Source organism: Roseovarius sp. MMSF_3350, assembly GCF_030733425.1.
Classification (GTDB): domain Bacteria; phylum Pseudomonadota; class Alphaproteobacteria; order Rhodobacterales; family Rhodobacteraceae; genus Roseovarius.
In genome coordinates, this window is the sequence record NZ_JASHIZ010000016.1 from 47295 (window position 1) to 68271 (window position 20977).

Sequence of the window (20977 nt, forward strand, 5' to 3'; positions counted from 1 at the left end):
TTCGTCGGGCGCGGACCCGGCTTGATCCCGCTGGCAGGTCATGTGCCCTGTTCAAGCCAGTCAGCGGCCTCGGTGGCGTCCGCGCCGGTCAGCTCATGACCGCCACGTACCGTTCGCGTTTCGACATTCGCACCCCGCGCCCTCAGATCATCGGCCAGGGCGGGCGCTTGGCGCGCGTAAACATCGTCCCGCCCATCGAGCATCAGCACCTGCGCTCCGGAAAGGTCCGCCGCCGGTGGCGTCTCGAGGGCCTGGACGCTACGAAGCAGAACGGCACGGCGCACGGCAGAAGGATAGAGCTGCATCACCGCCGCCAGAAAGTTCGCGCCGTTGGAATAGCCGAGGAAGGTAAGCCCGACCGCATCTATTCCGTAGCCGGCCACGGCGCCCTCCACGAATGCCGCGAATGCCTCGGCTTCGCTTCGGATATCGGCCTGATCGAACGTGGTGAAGTCGAAGCGCCGGAACCAGCGATTGGTGCCTTCCTCGGTGGCTCGGCCTCGCACCCCCAACAGCGTCGCACGCGGGGCGATGCGACGCGCAATCGGCATGAGATCGGCCTCGTATCCACCCGTGCCGTGCAGCAAGACCAGGGTCGTGCCATCCGGCTGATCCGGCCGGTTGAAACGGTGAACGAAGGGCAGCTTGCGGATGGGGAACCGCTCCTCGCCCGGCAATGAGAACTGCGGCAGCATGACCTCGAGATCTTGGGCGCGGCCTGCCTCCTGTGGCGGGAAGAACAGCGTCCGGCCAAGAGCTTCCGGCGCCTCGTCGATCGTCATGCCGGGCCTGTCGGTGGCGTATTCCAGAAGGATGCCGGCCGGATCGCGAACATAGAGCGACAGGAAATATTTCCTGTCATGGACCTCGGTCGGTCCGTGCTCGCGGAGCGATTGCCGCAGGGACCGAACCTCGTCCGCATTCCCGGCCCGGAAGGCCACGTGATCGGGCACGCCCGCCCCGGCGACGGAGGGGACGAAACCCGTCGCGTCGCGCACGTCGACCACGTCGGTGTCGGATGTCATGCGGTGCGTCTGGCCCGCGCGTTCGCCGTGGCGGTAGCCGAACCGCGTCAGAAATTCCGCGGTTTGCGCAGCCTTGTCGGTCAGCAGGGTGACGCCCCGCAAACGGGTGGGTCCCCCTGGAAGCGGCGCGGGCGTCGACAGGTCGACACCAACCAGTTTCACGATCAGCGCGTCGGGATCCCTGAACCGCAGAACCGGCTCTTCGAATTCGCGCGTCGGCCCCTCGAACGGGACACCGGCCGCAAGCGCTCTCGTCAGCCAGCCGGAGATGGACTGCGGAGAAACCGCAAGCGCAATCTCCAGCACTTGGCCGATGCCGGTGCGCCCGCGGCCGCTGGCCTCCCAGACCAGGAAGGTCAGAAGGGATCCGGGCCTTCCGAGCCCGTCGCCGTAGACCAGGTGCAACTGCTCGGCATCCGCATAGCCCGCCGTCCGCTTGACCAGCTTGAGACCAAGGAAGCCGACATAGAAATCGACATTGGCCTGCACATCGGCGGTGATGCCGGTGACGTGGTGAATTCCGCTGATCATTCCTTCGTCACCACCCGCACTCACGCCGCGGCCTCGCGGCCGAGAACCTTCTGCACGGCGGGATCGGCGGCGATCCGGTCATGCAGCGCCTGCACGGCCGGGAAGTCCTGCAGCCCACCCGGCAGGAGTTTCGCCCCCCAGCGGATCATCGGAAAGGCATAGGCGTCGATCACCGATCGGCCACCTTCCAGGATGTAGTCCCGCCCGTCTAGGTGGCGGTTCAGAACACCAAGCTGCTTGGCGGCCAGCTTGTGCCCGGCATCAGCCACCGCCTGCCGGGCCGCATCGCTCTTGTCGGTCGTGTAACGGTAGGGCATGAAGATCGGCCAGAACGAGGCATGAAGATCCGAGGTGAGGAAGGCCGACCAGCGATGCGCCTCGGCCTTCGCGCGGAGGGTGTCGCCGCCCGACAGTCCGGCCTCCGGGTGCTTCTGGCCCAGGTAATCGAGGATCGCGCCGGCCTGTGTCAACAGCCAGCCATCGTCTTCACGAAAGGTGGGAACCGCACCGGCGGGGTTCACGGCCAGAAGCTCCTTCGAGCCGAACTGCACCTTGACCGCCTCGTAGGGGGCGCCGATCCATTCGAGCGCGACGTGCGGGGCCAGCGAGCAGGCATCCGGGACATAGTAAAGTGTGGGCATGGTGTTTCCTTTTTGAGTACTGGTTGCGGGCATCGCTGTCTATGGGGCCGCCACAGGTCATGATGGCCGTAAAAGGTGCCGGACCACCGGTTGTCTGCCGCCCAGCTGATATTTTAGCAGTATTTCCTGATCCAGCTGATCGGCGCGGGTCACGCGCGCATGCTGGCGCTGGTGCTCGACCCAACTCTCCACGACGAATGTCTCGACGACCCGCCCCGGCTCGGCCATGTCCTCCCAGACGTCCCAGCGGATCGCGCCGTCGCGCTGTCGGACAGACTTGAAGCGGCGCAAGGCCGTAACGAATTCGGCCAGCCGCGCGGGCTCGACATGATATTCGATCTCGATCATGACCGGGCCGCGGTCGTCGTCCGGCTGCACGGAAACGACCGGCTCCGCCCAATGGTGCGACGGCGCGAGATCGGCGGCCGAACCGCGGGGCAGCCGCCAGCGGATTGCAATGACCGCCGCGCAAGCCTGCCCAACGCCGGCAATCACCAGGGCTGTGGCGACGCTGGTGCCAGAGGCAAGCATACCCCACAGGACACTGCCACAGGTCATAGCTCCCTGAAACGTCAGCAGATAGACCGCCAACGCCCGCGCCTTGACCCAGCCCGGCGAGGCCATGTGCGCGGCGAGATTCAGCGACGTCAGCATCCCGATCCAGCCCAGCCCGGCCATGAAGAGGACCGGGCCGGCAACCCAGGCATGGGTGGACAGAGCAAGCGCCAGCGTCGACAGCGCAAAGAGCAGTGTCGCCGCAACGGACAACGGATTGGCGGAAACGCGCGTCCGCACGCGTTTCAGCAGGATCGCACCTGCGACCGCTCCCGCGCCCATGCAGCCAAGCAGCACACCATATCCCGCGGCATCGAGACCGAGGCCGTGCCGCGCGATCAGCGGCAGCATCGCCCAGAGGGCACTGCCGAAGAGAAAGAACCCCACCGCCCGGACCAGCACCAGGCGCATGGCGGGGGAATGGCGGGTATAGCGGTAACCGGCCTTCAGGGCGCCGAAGAAATGCTCGGGGGGCAGGGTATGTACGGTACTGGGGCGCTTCCAGATGAACAGCACCGCCAGCACGCCCAGCACCGAAAGCGCATTTAGCGCAAAGACGGCCGGGATTCCTGCAAGGGCGACGATGATCCCCCCGAGCGCCGGACCCACCGCGCGCGAGATGTTGACGCCCAGACTGTTCAGCGCAATGGCGTCCGGCAGCGCCTGCCGGCCCACGAGTTCCGGTACGATCGCCTGAAACACCGGCGCGCTAAGCGCCGCCGCCATGCCGAGCAGGAACGTCGTCGCCAGCAGGATCCCCGGAGAGACGAGGCCCCAGGCCGTCAGGATCGCCAGCGTCAGCGCCGCACACAGGCCAAGCAACTGCGCCGACAGCAGCATCCTGCGCCGGTCCACGATGTCGGCCAGCGCACCGGCCGGCAGCGCGAGAAGGAACATCGGCAGCGTCGTCGCGGTCTGCACCAAAGCAACCAGCAGCGGGCTCGGCGACAGCGAGGTCATCAGCCACCCGGCGCCCACATCATGCATCCATGTGCCGACATTCGACACGATCGTCGCGATCCAGAGCGCCCGGAAGACCGGGTAGCTCAGCGGGTTCCCGGATTTGTCCCCCTCCAAAGGCCGCTCAACCACGGCGATGTCCGGTCTGCGGGACGCCGCGCGTTCCGTCCGCATCGGCGTCCTTCGACGAGCCGTCCCGGACGGGATGCGCAAAGGTCTTCGCGTGCAGGGCCGACTGCACGACGCTTGCGTGGCCCTTCAGCCACTGAACGCCCGCTTCACCGGCAAGCATGCCCAGAAGCCCCAGCAGCGCGATGATCGGCGGCGCGGGCGAACGGACGGAAATGAGGCCATAGATCACGCCGATGGCGAGACCGGCGGCCAGCGAAAGGATATAGGGGTGCAAGGGGCTCATAAGTCTCTCCTGAGGATCAGGTCAATGTCACGTTAACGGATTGCCGTCTGTCACGCGGCGCAGATGCTGCCGCGAAGGTTCCGATCTTGCGGCCTTCCCCGCCTTTGCCGAAGACCATAAGGCAGCCGGGCTGGGCGTTGTTCTGGCGCAGTCTGTCTTGCCGTTGTCCCGCGATACCGGTCGGGGCTGCTGACCGCGGCGAAGCCGAAGCTCTGCCGCGGTCGACGGGCGCTTGGTCGATTTGACGCAAAGGCAATCAACCGGCCGTTTGGCGCTCTGCAAGCGCCTCGATAAGCCGCGCGGCTGCCTCGGCCGAAGAGGCCGGGTTCTGTCCGGTGATCAGCAGACCGTCCCGTACCACGAACGAGGCCCAGTCAGGGCCGTTCACGAACGCGCCGCCCTTGGCTTTCAGCGTGTCCTCGACCAGGTAGGGAACAACCTCGGTCAGGCCCACACCGGCCTCTTCCGAATTGGTAAAGCCCGTGACGTCGCGGCCTTCGACCAGCGGTCGACCGTCACTGCCCTTGACGTCGCGCAGCACGCCGGGAGCGTGACAGACCAGCGCAAGGGGCTTGCCCGCCGAGTGGAATGCCTCGATCAGCGCCACCGAGTCCGCGTCTTCGGTCAGATCCCAGAGCGGGCCATGGCCACCGGGATAGAACACGGTGTCATAGTCGCCTTCGTTCACGTCGGCGAGCTTCACCGTCGCGGCAAGCGCCGCGTTGGCTTCGGCATCTGCCTCGAAGCGGCGGGTGTGGTCCGTCTGGAAATCGGGCGAATTGCTGACCGGATCCAGTGGCGGCCGTCCGCCCTTGGGAGACGCCAGGCAGATTTCGGCGCCCGCGTCCTTGAAGGTATAATAAGGCGCGGCAAGCTCCTCGAGCCAGAAGCCGGTCTTGCGGCCGGTGTCGCCGAGTTCGTCATGCGACGTCAGTATCATCAGAACTTTCATGTCTCTTTTCCTTTTCTGTCGTTTGCTTCGGTTGAGCGAAGGCCTCCCGAGACGTGGTGGCCGATCCCGGATCCCGGACCCGGCGTCACGCTGACTCCGAAAGCGGCGGAAGCAGGCGCTCGATCCGCGCCCGGTCCGGCTCGTAGCGGTCCGGCAGCATCAGGTTGCGGCCCAGCGCCGCCTCAGGCTCGTCGATGGCAAAGCCCGGCGGATCAGCGGCGATCTCGAAAAGCACGCCGCCCGGCTCGCGGAAGTAAATCGCCGTGAAATACTGACGGTCGATGACCGGCGTTACGGCAATCCCGGCGGCACGCAGACGGTCCCGCCATTCGAGTTGCTCCTCCGCGTCGCGCGCGCGGAAGGCGACATGATGGATGGTTCCCGCGCCCGGCCGCCCGATCACGGCGGCATCCTCGCGCAAAAGATCGACGACGCTGCCCTTTTCCCCGCCTGGCGCTCGCAGACGCAGGCGCGACCCGGTACGGTCGCCGTAATAGAGGTATATGTGCCGGGATCGTCGAAATTGACCGTCTTCTTCACCAGTTTCTGACCAAGCCTGCGCGTGTAGAAATCCAGATTGCCCTGCGGGGCGGAACAGACGGCGGTGACATGGTGCAGTCCGGGGACGGCGCTCATCCCTGCAAATCCGCGCTCGCGTCGCGTCCGCCGGTCGCACGTTGCGGCGGATTGGCATTATCGGGCAGCGGAATGAAATCCGACTCGTCTCCGGGCACCGTCTCGAAACGGCCGCGGCGCCATTCCTCCTTGGCCTGCTCGATGCGCTCGGGGCGCGATGAGACGAAGTTCCACCAGATGTAGCGCGGCCCCTCCATCGGCTCGCCGCCAAAGAGCATGAGGCGGGCATCGCCAGCGGCCCGCACCACGGCCTCGGCACGCGGGGCGAGGATCAGCAGGGTGCCGGGCTCATGGGATGTTCCATCGATCACGACGTGGCCGGACAGGATGTAAAGCGCCCGCTCCTCATGTGTGGCCTCCACCCGGTAGGTGCCGCCCGCCGCCAGCGCGATATCGGCATAGAGCGTTTCCGACGCCGTCGCGAGCGGCGAGCGCGCGCCGTGCAGCTCACCCGCGATCAGGCGAAGGTTCAACCCGGTGTCGTCGATCATCGGCAGCTCCGCCTCGCCATGGTGGATGAAGGCGGCGTCGGATTCTTCCGCCGCGACCGGCAACGCCATCCAGGTCTGCAAGCCGAAGAGCCGCTGCCCGGTGCGTTTGAGTTCCGGCGCGGTGCGCTCGGAATGGACGATCCCACGCCCCGCCCGCATCCAGTTCACGGCGCCGGGCTGGATCGTCTGCTCGGTTCCAAGGCTGTCGCGGTGCAGGATCTCGCCCTCGAGAAGGTAGGTCACCGTGGCCAAGTTGATATGCGGATGCGGCCGCACGTCGATGCCCTGGTCGGTCAGGAACTCCGCCGGTCCCATCTGATCGAAGAAGATGAACGGCCCGACCATCTGGCGGGCTGTCGAGGGCAGTGCACGGCGCACGGTCATTTCCCCGAGATCGACGGCACGAGGCACGATAACGGTTTCGACGGCATCGACGCTCGCGGCGTCACCAAGGGTCGGGTCGGGGCATGGGCTCCAGCTCATGATTTGGTGTCCTTTCGGGATGGTTTCAGGGTTACGACCGCCGTAGGGCCGCCAGATGGTATGGGTTCGGCGCATCAGCCGGTGCCGAATGGGTGCCGGCCTATTGCTTCTGCCGCGTTTCCGTCGCGGTTATGTGTAGGCGAAGAGGCCGGGTCCGGACGTGTCTGGCCGCAACGCAGCCGGCCGCGATTACAGGCGCCGATCCGGACGTCGGGTTCATTCCACCGCCTCCGCACCCTGGATATGCGAAAGGACGGTGACCCTCATGCCCGGGCGCAACAGAGCATCGGGGTTCGCAAATCGCGCCCATACCGTCACGGTGCCAGTCTCCGCGTCCACCTCCGCACTTGCGGCATGGGGGGTTGCCTCCCCGACGTAGATCCTGTCGCCCGGCAGTCGCAGTTGCACCCGGATGCGCGCCAGCAGCTCGGCAACCGTTCCGGATCCGGCCACTTCCAGGGACTCGAGCCGCTCGTCATAGGGCGCGCGGTAGGCGACGACCGCCGGGTCGAACGCGACGATCGTGGCAAGCGGTGGCGCGGCTTCCGCCTCGAGAAAGGCGCCGACCGACACTGACGGGGGCGAGACGAGACCGGAAATCGGCGCCCGGATGACCGTCCTTTCCAAGTCGAGTCCGGCCCGGCGCCGCTCGGCCTCGGCCAGCGCGACCTCGGCCTCGGCCATCGCCCTTTCGGTGCGGGCAGGCCCCAGCGTGGAGTCGGCTGCGATCCCGCGCTCATGCATTTCTTCCTGCCGGGCGGCGCGGCGCGAAGCCCCGTCAAACCGCGCCTGCGCGGCGGCAAGGCGCGCTTCGGCAATCTCGAGCGCGATCGTCGCGTCGGTCGGATCGAGTCGGATCAGCGGTTGCCCGGCAGAGACGCGCTCGCCCCCCTCGAAAAGGATCTCGGCCACGACGCCGTTCAGACGGCTCGACAGGACGGCGCGCTCCGAGGCCTCGATCCGTCCTTCGAAGACAAGGGGCTCCGCGAGACCCGGCTGGGCAACTACCAGCAAAAACGCGAGTAGCCACCTCATGTCCGCATCTCTTCACTCGGCGAGTCGGCGAAGCGCTTGGCGTGTAGGCACTCCGCCGCGGCCTGTGCGGCCGTCGTCCGGTTCTTGAGCCAACTGGCCGTCGCCTCTCCCACCAGCATGCCGAGCAGGCCGAGCAGAGCGATGATCGGCGGCGCGGGCGAACGGATACCGAAGAGCGCGTAAAGCCCCCCCACCGCGAGTCCGACCGCCAGCGACAAAGCGTAGGGTTTCCAATCCATCATGCCCTCCCGTCAGACTGCGAAGCAGGAACAACCAAGCGCGCCCCAGAAGGACTTCAGATCCTTCACTGGAATGGGGTTCGTCCAGGCGATGCCGTGGTCGTGGCCGTGCAGTGAACAGGCACTGGCGCAGCCGCATGCGCTGGCATAGCGCGTTCCGGTTTCCATGGCGGCCTGGCGCGCGCCCGGGCTCGGGATGGCGCCGACCGGGCTCCAGCCCGGCGAGGCCGGCGGCAGCGGCGGCGCCAGATCGGAGAACGCGCCCTCGCCATAAACGACCCGGCCGCCGACCATCGTCAGGACCGCGTTGATCTGTCGGATCTCCTCGTTCGGCACGCTCAGGTAATCCGCCGAGAGCACCGCGAGATCCGCATACATGCCTGGCGCCAGCGTGCCCTTGACCTCCGCCTCGCCCGAGAACCAGGCCGAGCCGTGGGTCCAGAGGCGCAGCGCCTCCTCCCGCGTCAGCAGGTTCTCCTCGTCATAAAGGGGCATGCCGCCCAGCGTCTTGCCGGTGGTCATCCAGTAGAGCCCGACCCACGGATCGTAGGAGGCGACGCGGGTCGCGTCGGTGCCGGCGCCGACCGGCGTTCCCGTGTCGATCATCTGCCGGATCGGCGGCGTCGCCTGCGCGGCCTCCGGGCCGTAACGGTCGACGAAGTATTCGCCCTGAAACGCCATCCGGTGCTGCGTGGCGATACCGCCGCCAAGCGCCGTGATGCGCTCGATATTGCGCGGCGTAACCGTCTCGGCATGGTCGATGATGAACCGCGTCTCGAAAGGCTGGCGCTGGTTCACGCGCTCGAAGACGGTCAGGAACCGGTCGATCGACTCGTCATAGGTCGCATGGATACGGAACGGCCATTTGTTCTCGGCCAGAAGCTCGACAACCGGTTCAAGCTCGCTTTCCATCGTGGGGGCCAGATCGGGGCGCGGTTCGAGGAAGTTCTCGAAATCCGCCGCCGACCAGGTCAGGTTCTCGCCCGCCCCGTTCATCCGCAGCATGTCCGAGCCGGCACCGGGTTCGGTCATTTCCACCCAGCGCTCATAATCCGAAAGCTCGGCGCCGGCAGTCTGCGCAAAGAGGTTGTAGGCGATCCGGACGGTAAGCTGATCCGCGTCGTCAAGCTGCTGGATGACGGCGTAATCATCGGGATAGTTCTGCCCGCCGCCGCCGGCGTCGATCACGCTGGTGATGCCCAGGCGATTCATCTCGCGCATGTAGTGGCGAGTGGAGTTGACCTGGTCCTCGCGCGGCAGCTTCGGCCCCATCCCCAGGGTAGAATAGAGGATCAACGCCGAGGGTTTCGCCACAAGGAGGCCCGTCGGATTCCCGTGATCGTCCCGCTGGATCTCGCCGCCCGGCGGGTTCGGCGTGTCCTTTCCGAAACCCAGCACCTCGATCGCCGCGCGGTTGATCAGCGCCCGGCCGTAGAGGTGCAGGATGAACACCGGGGTGTCGGGCGCTGCGGCATTGATCTCGTCAAGCGTCGGCATACGCCGCTCCGCGAACTGGAACTCCGACCAGCCGCCGACGACACGCACCCATTGCGGCGCGGGTGTACGGTCCGCCTGCTCCTTCAGCATCCGCAGGGCGTCTGCCAGCGAGGGGACGTTCTCCCACCTTAGCTCCATGTTGTAGTTGAGCCCGCCGCGGATCAGGTGCGTGTGGCTGTCGTTGAGACCGGGGATGACACGTCTGCCGCCCGCGTCGATCACTTCAGTGTCCACGCCCGCGAGGCGCATGATCTCCGCCTCCGGCCCCGTCGCAAGGATGAGACCGTCGCGGATCGCGACGGCGCCGGCCTCGGGCATGGCGGGGTCCAGCGTTGTTACGCGGGCGTTCCTGATGATCGTGTCGGGCATCTTTGCCTCCTCGTTGGATTGCGACCACGCCCTTCCGGGCGCGACCAGGCCGAACGCGCCGGCCGCCGCACCTGTCGTCGTGACCCACCGGCGGGTCACGGTCGATGCGTCTCTTATGGGGTCATGTGTCGTCTCAAGCATGTCTCGCGTCCTCGCGGCTCTCCTCTCCCGGGCTTGCAAACAGGGCGGGCCTGCGTGGGGCGCAGGCCCGCCAGTTGCGCCGGGCGGGAGCGGGACGGCCGCGGGAAGAAGACGGCCGCCGGACCCGGCGCATCGGGATCGTTATTCGGCGGCAGCGGCCGATCCGGCCGCCACGGGCGCAAGACGCTCTGCGTGCTCGACGCGCTCGGGCGCCTTGTGGACCATGGTGTAGGCGTAATCGACGCCCATGCCATAGGCCCCCGAATGCTCTCGCACGATCTCCATCACGGCGTCATAGGTCTCGCGATGCGCCCAGTCGCGCTGCCATTCCAGCATCACCTGCTGCCAGGTCATCGGCACGACACCGGCCTGGATCATGCGCTGCATGGAATAATCATGCGCCTCCTGCGAGGTCCCGCCCGAGGCGTCCGCGACCATGAAAATCTCGTACCCGCCCTCGGCCATCGCGCTGAAGGCGAAGGTGTTGTTGCAGACTTCGGTCCAGAGGCCGGAAACGATGACCTTCTTTCGGTCGTTCTTGGCAAGCGCGTCGCGCACCTTCTGGTCGTCCCAGGAGTTCATCGAGGTCCGCTCGAGCAGCGGATGATCGGGAAAGACGGCCAGCAGTTCCGGATACGTGTGACCCGAGAAGCTCTCGGTCTCGACCGTGGTGATCGTGGCCGGGATGTCGAACACCTTGGCCGCCTTGGCCAGGGCCACGACATTGTTCTTCAGAACCTGGCGGTCGATCGACTGCACGCCGAACGCCATCTGCGGCTGGTGGTCGATAAAGATGATCTGGCAGTTGCTGGGCGTCAGCAGGTCAGGCTTGTTCATTTGGTATCTCCTTGTAAGTATGCATTATTTCTCGTCCCGGCCTGACGCCGGGAAGCGACCAATCGGATGTCATCCCGGCAGTCGCGCGACGACCTTGATCTCGAAGTCGAAACCGGCGAGCCAGTTGACACCGACCGCCGTCCAGGTCGGGTAGGGAGCTTGGGAAAAGATCCCGCTCTTGACCTCCATGATCGCCTCGAACTGGTTGTCCGGATCGGTGTGGAAGGTGGTGACATCGATGATATCGTCGAAACCGGCGCCGGCGGCGGCAAGCACGGCCTCAAGGTTTCTGAAGGCAAGTTCGACCTGGCTGCGGAACTCGGGTTCGGGCGAGCCGTCCTCGCGGCTGCCGACCTGGCCGGACACGAACAACAGATCGCCGCTGCGAACCGCCGCGGAATAGCCGTGTTCCTCGTAAAGCGCGTGACGGTTGGCGGGAAAGATTGCATCGCGTTTTGACATTGATCTGGTCCTCTATGAGCGACGGGAGCTTTTCGGCTGGACGAGGCAAACCGACGTCCGTTGGCGTGGTCTGCGAACCCGCTGCGGGGCGGGGCCGAAGCCGCGCCCCAACAGCGGCCTCAGCCGGCGATGAACTCCAGAATATCGGCGTTCAGCACGTCGGCGTTGACCGTCAGCATCCCGTGCGAGAGCCCTGGATAGGTCTTCAACGTGGGGTTGGGCAGCAGTTTCACCGCCTTCTCGGCCGAGGCCGCGATCGGAACGACCTGATCATCCTCGCCATGAAGAACCAGGGTCGGCACGCTGATCGCCTTCAGATCCTCGGTCTGGTCGGTTTCCGAAAAGGCCCTGATCCCGTCGTAGTGCGCCTTGGCGCTGCCCATCATGCCCTGGCGCCACCAGTTCTGGATGACCCCCTCGTGGACCGTCGCGCCTTCGCGGTTGAACCCGTAAAACGGCCCGGCAGGCACGTCGCGAAAGAACTGGGCGCGGTTGCCGGCAAGGGCCGAGCGGAAGTCGTCGAACACCTCCATCGGCGTGCCCTCGGGGTTCGCGTCGGTCTGCAGCATCAGCGGCGGGATGGCGGCGACGAGAACCGCCTTGGCCACCCGTCCCGCGGGTTCGCCGTGCCGCGCCACGTAGCGCGCAACTTCGCCGCCGCCGGTGGAGTGGCCGACGTGCACCGCGTTGCGCAGGTCCAGCGCCTCGGCCACGGCAAAGGCATCGGCGGCGTAGTGGTCGATATCGTGCCCGCTTTCAACTTGCTCGGACCGGCCGTGGCCACGCCGGTCATGGGCGACCACGCGGAACCCTTTCGACAGGAAGAACAGCATCTGTGCGTCCCACTCGTCGGTGCTGAGCGGCCAGCCATGGTGAAAGACGATGGGCTGAGCGTCCCTTGGGCCCCAGTCCTTGTAAAAGATGCGGTTGCCGTCGGGGGTGGTGATTTCCGCCATTACAAAATCTCCTTTGATTTGTTCTTGAGCAAAACCGGGAAGGGAGAACGCACTCGCAGCGGCGAAAGCGCCGGCAGAGTACAGAGCCGTGCGCCGCGTCAGTGTCGTACGGGTCAGATCATTGGAGGGCATTGGTGATCCTTTCTCCTTGTCGGATTTCAAGGTGCTGCGGCATGCAGCGCATCCGAGTATTCGGGTACAGGTTAGCCGGCATCGAATTTCCGGGCGTTGCCTGTTCTGCTGCGTATGCACCGAACTTGCGCATTAGTGCCGTCGGTCGACCGAGCGGGGTCGGGAGGCAGCAAAGGACGCCCTGAAAGCTATATCATTTGCGAATAGATCGCCAAAAAGACGGTATTTTACGAATATGCGCCAAGTGCGTAGCTTGGCCCCCATGCCGCGGGGCACATGCATTTGAGCCTTCATCATCAACTGACAGAAAAGGCGAACAAAGGATGACGCACCCTACCTATACTTCGTTCGCCCAATGGTACCGGGAAGGTCATCTTGCATCCTATGTTCGTGCAAGAAAGTCCGCCGGCGGCATCCTCAATCTGATCGAAGCGGTGCAACCGGCCGGCGACATGTCGGACCCCGCGGTGCCGGATCTGGTGCTGCATCAGTACATGAATTGCGGCACGCGCGTCAGGGGGGACATGGGATCGGGGGCCTTCGACGTCAAAAGCGACAAATGCGGCTTCTTCCTCGCGAAACCGAACTTCGCCAACACGATAATGGTCGACTCCAGCCATCAGGTCCGCTGCCTGGCGTTGCCCCTGTCGCAATGGCGAAGCGCATTCGACGAAGCGAATGTCGACCAGACGGTACTCGATCGGCCAGACGTCTTCAGAGGGACCTTCAATTCACCGGAGATCCGTTCCGCCATCCGGTGCCTTTGGTCAATTTGCGAAGTCGAGGGCGTGCCATCCCGTCTGCTGGCGCGCGCCGCGGGCTACGAGATCATATCGCACCTGTGCCGGCTGGGCGGGGCAAAACCTGCCCCGGCGAAGGGCGGCCTCTCACCGTGGGCGAAACGCCGATGCATCGAGCTTATGCACGCCCGGCTTTCAGAAGACATCGGCCTGGAAGAACTGGCTGCTGAGGCGCAACTCTCTCCGTTTCATTTTGCCCGGATGTTCAAGCAGAGCCTCGGTGTGCCGCCACGTGTCTACCTGACGCAATTGCGAATGGAAAAGACCTGCGAACTTCTCGAAAAGACGGACATTCCGATCACGGAGATCGCGCTGGAGGTCGGATATTCGTCGAACCAGGTACTCGCCCGGGTCTTTCAGAAGAATCAGCGTATGAGCCCAACAGACTATCGACGCGCCATGCGCGAGCCGGGAAGGCCCCAATTGCGAAGGGAGGACGTTGCATGAATGCGCTCTACCGACATTGGCCGGCCATCGCGATCGTGTCTCGGCACTGACGGGTTTGGCCTTGGCGACAGCGAATCGTTTTCTCCCGCATGACGGCCGTCTCAGGTGCCGGTGTCCGCGCTCCTGATCTGGCGGGCGTAGTGCTGAAGGAACAGCTGCAGGATATTCTCCGCCATCAGATTGTAATGCTCGACGTTCCGAGGATCATGGCCGATCCGTCCGATCTCCACCTCGACGATCTCCTTGCCGGCCAGGTGAACGCGCAGCATCACGTCGATATCGGCCGCGTTCGTATCCACCAGTTCATCCAGTTCGATAAGGTCGCGGTTGAACAGGTAAAGGCCGGAGTTGACCGCCCTGACATGGCGAAGCTCGGGAAAGATCTGGCGGATGGCGGGCCGCACCAGCAACCGCGTCATCGGCATGTCGTCATTGGGATCCTGCCATTTGCCTTTGACCAGCCCCACGCCGGGCTCTCGGGCCTCGGCGAGCATCAGCACCAGGTTGGGGTCGAACTTCTCGAGATCGGCGTCCAGCTTCATGACCCAAGGCCATCTCGCTGCGGCATAACCGGTTTTCAACGCGCGGCCCATTCCAAGCTCGGGTTCTTCGACCACCACCGCACCGGCGCTGGCGGCGACCGCGGCGGTATCGTCCCACGAGGCGGTATCGACGACCACGACCTCGCGCACGCAGGGCAGGTTGATCACGGCGGCAACCACCTTGCCGACCGTTTCACCCTCGTTCCGGGCGGGGATGACAATCGAGATTCCATCGGGCATCCGAATTTCACTCCTGTCCAGATTGCCAAGTCCCGGACTTGTGGCAAAAGCAGGCGCGGTTTACAATATCGCTCACTGGTTGCTGACGATAAACCGATCCGTGGGTCAGCGCGCAGTCGAGGTGAACTTGAAGCGGTGGTGAAACGCCGCGAGCCCCGCAACGATGAGGACGACCCTCGCTCAGCGCGGTCATGATCGGAATCCAATGCAGGACACACGCGAACTGACCTTTTCCAGCCCCGGCGCGCGGCTGCAATACTCGCTGCTGATGGCGTTGTTCCGGTTGGCGGTGTCACGCGGCCTCTACGGGCGTTTCGCCCGGGGTCTCGGACGGATTTTCAACCGCGACAATCAGGTCTTTCTGCGCATCGACGGAGCGCCGCCCTTCGGAATCTCGCTGGACGACGGTTACTGGACCAGGTTCGCGCTTTGGCACGAAGAGTACGAACCGGAAGTCGCCGCCGTTCTGGGGGCCGCCTCCGGGCAGGCGAAAATCTTCTGCGATTGCGGCGCCAACAAGGGCTATTGGACGGTGCGCGCCGCCGCGCTGTTCGATCGGGTGATCGCGGCGGAGGCTGCGCAAGCGACCTTTGCCGCGCTTGAGGCGAATGCGGGGCGCTTGCCGAACGTCGCCTTGCACCAGGTGGCCATCCACTCGGTCTCCGGCAAGCACCTGACCTTCGTGAATGTCGCGAACAGCCACGCCTCGGCACGGCTTTTGAGCGATGGGAAACCCGGCCCGGGCGACAAGACGGAAACCGTAGTGACCCGCCGCATCGACGATCTCGTGCCCAAAGGCGTTTCGGCCCTTATCAAGCTCGACGTGGAAGGGGCCGAGGTCGAGGCTCTCAAAGGGGCCTCACGCGCACTGCAGGAGGGGGCTGTCATCATTTACGAAGACCACGGCAGCGACCCGACCTGTGCTCCCAGCAGCCATCTGCTGAACATCCCGGAAACCTGTCTCTTCTTTTGCGACGACCGCTTCAGCCAGGTCACATCGCTCGATCAGGTGCGTGCCCTCAAGACGGATCCTTACAAGGGGTACAACCTGCTGGCCGCTCACAGGGACTCTGCTCTGTTGGCCAGTATCTTGGAACGGTTGTGACCCTGGCGGCACGTTTCAGACCAAAACACCCAATGAACCTAAACGCTCATCCTGGATAGCCGCCGGTAATCCGCTACCGCATCGCGTACGAGCGCGCGGGATCACGCACGCTACGTCGATAATCGGACGGGGACATGTGCATATGCTTGGCAAACACCCGGGCGAGAACCTGGTTTGAAGAATAGCCGACGTCCGGCGCGATCTCGGTGATCGGAATATCCGTATGCTCGAGAAGCTCGCAGGCCTTCTCCAGTCTCAGCCGCGTCAGGTAGGCCAGCGGCGTGACCCCCGTGCTTTGCTTGAACATGCGGGCAAAGTGAAAAGACGATAGCCGCGCTTCGACTGCCAGTTCGTCGACGCACAGGTCGTCCGCAAATCGCGCATGCATCATCTCGATGCAACGCCGCTCTGCCCAGGGTGCCAGGCCGCCCTTCTTCGGCGCCAGATCCGTGCCGCCCAGTTGGCAGATCTCGGCCAGGATCTCGCAACCGGCGGCCCGCGCCAACATGCGCGACGGTGCGGCTTCTTCTTCACAAAGCGCCCAAAGGTTCCGAAGCTTCCCTTTCAGGGCCGGCGTCGCGAACGCTCCGCGATAGATGCTCAAACTGTCAAAAGAAATTTTGCCGTCCGAGGCTTCGTCCAGCATTGTCTGCCAGTGCAATACGGGAAACACGAAGCTGCGGATATGGTGCGTGGTTTCAACGCGGCAGTTGACGGCGAAATTCGGCGCAGCAAAGACGCAGCCGCCGTTTTCCATTGTCACGTCGAAACGTCCCCCACCAAGGCTGGCATTGAGACGGCTGCCGCCGAGCACATCCTGATAGATCACGAGATCCGGTACGGCAGGAGTATCCATTTCCTGGCCCGGTTGCGTCGAGCCATACATACTCAGAATGCCGCCCGTGGATTTCATCGAATGGACGTAGGTCGCGCTGGGGCCTTCGCTATACCATTGGGCAAAAGACGCATACTTGGCCATGGCTGCCTGATATCTCCGGAATGAACTGGGCGATCTCGCGACCTGCGGTTCCTCATCAGGGGCCCCAGCCTGGATGGAAAACAGCGGGTGCGCTTCCGGTCCCGAAAAATCGGGGGAATCCTCTAAACCGTCTTCCATGTCGGCCAGCCGGAACGAGGTCGGCGGCGGATTGATAACTTCGGTTTCTGACCTTCGATTAGCAAGCCTGCGACGTCCGTTCGGTGCCGCGCTTGCTGCCATGGTGCCGGTCTTGCGGTTTTTGTCTTTCACGTTCGCAAAGAGCCGGATGTTGCCAGGCCGTTCAGTGCCGTATCGACCTGAAGCCGTGCGGCGTCGCGCCCGAGGCAGACGCGTCTCGACAGGCTTGCGCAGTCTGCGCCCGTGCTCGCCCTGGGGAAACAAAAATGGCCGCGACACGCGCCGCCCTTCTCAACCATCCTTGGCCACGGCTTTCTAGTTTTTGCAAAGAGCGCAAGGATGAAACCAACGCAGCAGCGTTTGCGCCGTACGCCCCACAGCGCTTTGCTATATCCGTTTTCGATGACTACGAGAAAAGGAATACGTTATGCCTGCAATCGCCGCCACCCTTCGCAATGCCGCTGCCACAATTGCCTTGACCGCGCTTTCCGGCGCCGCCAATGCACAGGATTTTTCCACGGTCGCGCCCGCATCCGAGGCATCGCCCCTGGCAGTCCTGCAGACCATCTTGTCGAACCCATCGGACCTGGACTTCGTCAAACAGTACACAACCGACGATTTCACATATGTCTCGTTGAACTACGAGAATCCGGAACTGAAGCAGATCATGCCTTGGGCCGGAACGACCAAGGGTACCGAAGGTCTGGTCCAGACCTTCATCGACGTAAGCCGTTACTGGACGGTCGAAGATTTCCAGACACTTGGTTAAACAATCGGCATGCGCATGGTCTGCTGCAACTGCCATCGTGCCGAAATATTCTGTTAGATTTGCTCGCGGTCACCGGCGAGCCTTTCGGCTCAGATGCTACCCCAATAAGCTTTTGGGAGCGCAGTCCCGAACCTGAACTGGAGAAAGCCGCTGATTTCATTAAGGGAAAGTTTGGTAGCGGAGGAGGGACTTGAACCCCCGACACGCGGATTATGATTCCGCTGCTCTAACCACCTGAGCTACTCCGCCAAACCGTGGCGCTAGTTAAGACAGGTGCACCAAGGCGTCAAGACCGGAATCGCCCGATTTCCAACTTGCAGCGGCCCGCGCTCCGGCGCAGTCTGCGCGCCATGACGACAGACACCGCTGCCCTGCTCACCGACCTGCGCCGCGCCCTGGGCGAGACCTATGTGCTGACCGGCGACGCCACCATGCCCTTCCGCACCGACTGGATGGGCGACACGCGCCCCGAACCGCTGGCCGTGCTGCGTCCCGCGGATACCGGCGAGGTGTCGCAGGCGATGCAATGCGCCGCGCGCCACGGGACCCCCGTCGTGCCGATCTCCGGTAACACCGGGCTGACCCATGGCACCGACGCGGGCGGCGCACTGCTCCTGTCGCTCGATCGGCTCGACACCATCCGCGAGATCCGTCCCGACGCCCGCGTCGCCGTGGTCGAGGCGGGGGTGATCCTGTCGAACCTGCACGAGGCCGCCGATGCCCATGACCTTATCTTTCCGTTGACCTTCGGCGCGCGCGGCTCGGCCATGATCGGCGGCGCGCTTTCCACCAACGCGGGCGGCTCGAATGTGGTGCGGTACGGCTCCACCCGCGGCCTCTGCCTCGGGATCGAGGCGGTACTGGCCGATGGCCGCGTACTCGACCTGATGAGCGCGGTGCACAAGGACAATTCCGGCTACGACCTGCGCGACCTCCTGATCGGCGCCGAAGGCACTTTGGGCATCATCACCGCCGCCGTCCTGAAACTCGCGCCCAGGCCCCGCGCCTATGTCAGCGCCATGGCCGCCTGCCCCTCGATCGACGCGGCGCTCAGGCTGCTGCACCGCCTTCAGGCCGAAACCGCCAATTCGGTCGAGGCGTTCGAACTGATGCCCGGCAATTACATCGACGCTCATCTCACCCGCCACCCCGACGCCCGTGCGCCCTTCGAGGGCCGCCACGACGTCAACATCTTCCTCGAACTCGGCGCGCTGTCCGCCCGCGACGCCGCACCCGACGCAACCGGCGCCGTGCCCATGGCCAGCCGCCTCGAAACTGTCCTCGCCGACATGCTGGAGGCCGGCGACATCCTCGACGCCACCGTGGCACAAAACGCCGCCCAGCGGTCCGAGATGTGGGCAAGACGCGAGGCCGCCGCCGAGTTGACCCGCCTGCATTCTCCGGTGGTGGACAACGACATCGCAGTCCCGCTCGACCGCATGGCTGACCTCATCGCCGGGATCGAGTCCGCGACACGCGCCGTCGACCCCGGCATCCGCTTCCTGCATGTCGCCCATCTCGGCGACGGCAACCTGCATTTCTCCGGCTGGCCCTCCACCGGCGACACTAACATCCACGCCGCCATCGTCCGCGCGGTCGAGGATGTGGCGGTCTCGCTCGGCGGTTCGTTCTCGGCGGAACATGGCGTCGGTCTGTCCAAGCGCTCCGCCATGGCCCGCCACAAGGAACCGGTGGCGCTCGATGTCATGCGCCGCATCAAGGCCGCGCTCGACCCGCAGAACATCCTCAATCCCGGCAAGGTCCTGCCTCCGTCCGAAGGCTGATCCGGCACAGGCGATGCGGACAACCTGGTACACATTCGGTACAAATGCACGCCAAGTCACCGCTTGACGCCTAAAAATTACGCATTTTTTGGATTATATTTGGTACACAAACAAAGCCCCCGGAAAAATTTCTGCCACAATCATAGGTAGATCTTTTTACATCTCGGCAAACTCCGGCTGTGACACGCGCCCCGCAGCATTTCTGATTTTATAACAAAATTTCAACACCTTATCCCGCCTCGCCCGCCGAGGCCCCATTGCCCCCTCCTTCAGGCACCGCTGAGACGGTGCTCTTTTCTGCTCGTCAACAGGGCCAAAAAAACGTTTGGCGGAATGCCCTCGACCCGCTTCAGTAATGGCGTCGCCGGAATCGAAGCGTACGGGACTGCGCACTCCGGCCAACACGGAGGTTAAAAGAAAAATGGAAGAACAACTCGCGGAACTTGCGGCCCAGGTGGCCGCGATCGAGGCGAAGGGGAACCTGACAAACACCATGTTCGCGGAGACGTACTACTACCTCTCCATTCCCCTCATGATCATCATCCACGCAGGCTTCCTGGCCTATGAAATGGGCGCCTCGCGCGCCAAGAACGCGCTGTCGTCGGGGGTCAAGAACATCCTCGCCATCGCGTTCGTCATCCCGGCCTTCTACTTCTTTGGCTGGTGGGTCTACTGGGGCTTCCCCACGGGCTTCTCGCTCTCCGAGGGCCCGAACGGCATTTCCGGAGCGGGCTATGCCAACGCCATCGCCTGGCCCTGGGGCGAGTCGGCGGCCTACATGGGCCCCAACACCGAAGACCAGATCGACGGCGTCTTCTGGGGCGCGTTCACGCTCTTTGCCGCCACCACAGCCTCGATCATGTCGGGTGCCGTGATCGAACGCATCCAGACCGTGGGCTTCGTCATCCTCGCCATCATCCTCGGCGGCTTCAGCTGGACGCTCGCGGCGGCCTGGGGCTGGCACGCGGATGGCTGGCTGGTGCAGAACTGGGGCGTGCACGACTTCGGCGCGGCAGGCCTGGTGCACGCGGTCGCGGCCTTCTTCGCGCTCGGCGTGCTGATCAACCTCGGCCCCCGGATCGGCAAGTTCAACCCCGACGGCACGGCCAATCACCTTGCAGGTCACAACATGCCCTTCACGGCGACCGGCCTGATGCTCATCGTCGTGGGCTTCTGGGGCTTTCTCATGGCCTGCCTCGTCGTCGGTGGCGAAGCGTGGTCCTGGGGCGGTAACTTCACCACGATCTACGGCACGCCCACCAACCTCGGGGCACTCAGCTTCAACATCCTGATGGGTGTCGCCGGCGGCATCATCGGCGCGTGGCTCTTCACCCGCGATCCGTTCTGGATGATGTCCGGCGCGCTGGCGGGCCTCATCTCGGTGGCCTCGGGTCTCGACATCTACTTCCCGTCGCTGACATTCATCATCGCCATCGTCGCGGGCATCATGCTGAAACCCGCCGCCACGATCCTGGAGAACATGGGGATCGACGACGCCGTGGGCGCCGTCACCGTGCACGGTACGATGGGCGTCTTCGGTATGCTGATGCTGGGCATCTTCGCATCCGGCTACCCCGCCCTCACCGGCGAAGGCGCCCCGACGGTCAGCTTCATCGGCCAACTCGTCGGCATCGTCGTCTTCGTGGCGATCGGCTTCAGCACCGGCTATGTCAGCTCGCTCATCCTGAAAATGGTGGGCATGCTGCGCGTGCCCGAGGCGGCCGAAATCGCGGGTCTGGACACGGTCAAGGTACCGGCACAGGCCTATCCCGAAGGCATCATGGCGTCGCCCCCGGCGTCGCAGTAACGAAAGGAA

The 20977-nt window shown here is 64.4% G+C and carries 19 protein-coding genes, 1 tRNA gene and 1 pseudogene; 5 read left to right on the top strand and 16 right to left on the bottom strand.

All coding sequences use genetic code 11. From position 1 onward, the window contains the following. Window positions 1–38: 38 nt before the first annotated feature. The 13 genes and pseudogenes from RBB31_RS15050 to RBB31_RS15110 all read right to left on the bottom strand — a co-directional run bounded on the left by RBB31_RS15050 (window position 39) and on the right by RBB31_RS15110 (window position 12225). A complete protein-coding gene (locus tag RBB31_RS15050) occupies window positions 39–1556 on the bottom strand; it encodes a VOC family protein (protein ID WP_306130123.1) in 1518 nt (505 codons plus the stop codon). A 20-nt stretch (window positions 1557–1576) separates the two neighbouring features. Continuing rightward, the gene (locus RBB31_RS15055; RefSeq protein ID WP_306130124.1) at window positions 1577–2197 is read right to left on the bottom strand and encodes a glutathione S-transferase family protein; all 621 of its coding nucleotides are present in this window, start codon (window positions 2195–2197) and stop codon (window positions 1577–1579) included. 57 nt (window positions 2198–2254) lie between these two features. Beyond that, window positions 2255–3844, bottom strand: coding sequence for an MFS transporter (locus RBB31_RS15060; RefSeq protein WP_306130125.1), 1590 nt, complete (start codon window positions 3842–3844; stop codon window positions 2255–2257). Further along, window positions 3837–4127, bottom strand: a complete 291-nt coding sequence (locus tag RBB31_RS15065; RefSeq protein WP_306130126.1) for a DUF1427 family protein — start codon at window positions 4125–4127, stop codon at window positions 3837–3839. Before RBB31_RS15065 ends, RBB31_RS15060 begins: the two co-directional genes overlap by 8 nt. A gap of 256 nt (window positions 4128–4383) precedes the next feature. Beyond that, window positions 4384–5079, bottom strand: coding sequence for a type 1 glutamine amidotransferase domain-containing protein (locus RBB31_RS15070; RefSeq protein ID WP_306130127.1), 696 nt, complete (start codon window positions 5077–5079; stop codon window positions 4384–4386). A gap of 85 nt (window positions 5080–5164) precedes the next feature. After that, window positions 5165–5715 (bottom strand): annotated as a pseudogene (locus RBB31_RS15075) (VOC family protein). Further along, on the bottom strand, window positions 5712–6689 hold the full coding sequence (locus tag RBB31_RS15080) for a pirin family protein (protein WP_306130128.1): 978 nt from the start codon (window positions 6687–6689) through the stop codon (window positions 5712–5714). The pseudogene RBB31_RS15075 and the gene RBB31_RS15080 overlap by 4 nt, the downstream one beginning before the upstream one ends. A 216-nt stretch (window positions 6690–6905) precedes the next feature. After that, window positions 6906–7724 carry an efflux RND transporter periplasmic adaptor subunit gene (locus tag RBB31_RS15085; protein WP_306130129.1) on the bottom strand — a complete coding sequence of 273 codons (819 nt, stop codon included), beginning with the start codon at window positions 7722–7724 and terminating at the stop codon, window positions 6906–6908. Next, window positions 7721–7963, bottom strand: a complete 243-nt coding sequence (locus RBB31_RS15090; RefSeq protein ID WP_306130130.1) for a XapX domain-containing protein — start codon at window positions 7961–7963, stop codon at window positions 7721–7723. Before RBB31_RS15090 ends, RBB31_RS15085 begins: the two co-directional genes overlap by 4 nt. A 12-nt stretch (window positions 7964–7975) precedes the next feature. Next, the gene (locus RBB31_RS15095; RefSeq protein ID WP_306130131.1) at window positions 7976–9970 is read right to left on the bottom strand and encodes an amidohydrolase; all 1995 of its coding nucleotides are present in this window, start codon (window positions 9968–9970) and stop codon (window positions 7976–7978) included. 141 nt (window positions 9971–10111) lie between these two features. Next, on the bottom strand, window positions 10112–10807 hold the full coding sequence (locus tag RBB31_RS15100) for a hydrolase (RefSeq protein WP_306130132.1): 696 nt from the start codon (window positions 10805–10807) through the stop codon (window positions 10112–10114). 69 nt (window positions 10808–10876) lie between these two features. Next, a complete protein-coding gene (locus tag RBB31_RS15105; RefSeq protein ID WP_306130133.1) occupies window positions 10877–11269 on the bottom strand; it encodes a RidA family protein in 393 nt (130 codons plus the stop codon). Between the two features lie 119 nt (window positions 11270–11388). Next, on the bottom strand, window positions 11389–12225 hold the full coding sequence (locus RBB31_RS15110) for an alpha/beta fold hydrolase (RefSeq protein ID WP_306130134.1): 837 nt from the start codon (window positions 12223–12225) through the stop codon (window positions 11389–11391). Between the two features lie 455 nt (window positions 12226–12680). On the opposite strand from RBB31_RS15110, the gene RBB31_RS15115 reads away from it, so the two are divergent. Then, on the top strand, window positions 12681–13604 hold the full coding sequence (locus tag RBB31_RS15115; RefSeq protein WP_306130135.1) for a helix-turn-helix domain-containing protein: 924 nt from the start codon (window positions 12681–12683) through the stop codon (window positions 13602–13604). 101 nt (window positions 13605–13705) lie between these two features. Here the strand turns inward: RBB31_RS15115 and RBB31_RS15120 are convergent, their stop codons facing one another. Beyond that, window positions 13706–14386, bottom strand: a complete 681-nt coding sequence (locus RBB31_RS15120) for a glycosyltransferase (RefSeq protein WP_306130136.1) — start codon at window positions 14384–14386, stop codon at window positions 13706–13708. A gap of 205 nt (window positions 14387–14591) precedes the next feature. On the opposite strand from RBB31_RS15120, the gene RBB31_RS15125 reads away from it, so the two are divergent. Further along, entirely contained in the window at window positions 14592–15491 is a 900-nt protein-coding gene (locus RBB31_RS15125; protein WP_306130137.1) for an FkbM family methyltransferase, read from the top strand. Between the two features lie 73 nt (window positions 15492–15564). Here RBB31_RS15125 and RBB31_RS15130 read toward each other — a convergent pair whose 3' ends face one another. Continuing rightward, window positions 15565–16740, bottom strand: coding sequence for a helix-turn-helix domain-containing protein (locus tag RBB31_RS15130; protein ID WP_306130138.1), 1176 nt, complete (start codon window positions 16738–16740; stop codon window positions 15565–15567). Between the two features lie 295 nt (window positions 16741–17035). Between RBB31_RS15130 and RBB31_RS15135 the strand changes: the two genes are divergently transcribed. After that, on the top strand, window positions 17036–17377 hold the full coding sequence (locus tag RBB31_RS15135; protein ID WP_306130139.1) for a hypothetical protein: 342 nt from the start codon (window positions 17036–17038) through the stop codon (window positions 17375–17377). A gap of 172 nt (window positions 17378–17549) precedes the next feature. Here RBB31_RS15135 and RBB31_RS15140 read toward each other — a convergent pair. After that, a tRNA-Met gene (locus RBB31_RS15140) sits at window positions 17550–17626 on the bottom strand. A gap of 101 nt (window positions 17627–17727) precedes the next feature. Between RBB31_RS15140 and RBB31_RS15145 the strand changes: the two genes are divergently transcribed. Further along, entirely contained in the window at window positions 17728–19161 is a 1434-nt protein-coding gene (locus RBB31_RS15145) for an FAD-binding oxidoreductase (protein WP_306130140.1), read from the top strand. A 421-nt stretch (window positions 19162–19582) separates the two neighbouring features. Further along, entirely contained in the window at window positions 19583–20968 is a 1386-nt protein-coding gene (locus tag RBB31_RS15150) for an ammonium transporter (protein WP_306130141.1), read from the top strand. Window positions 20969–20977 lie beyond the last annotated feature (9 nt).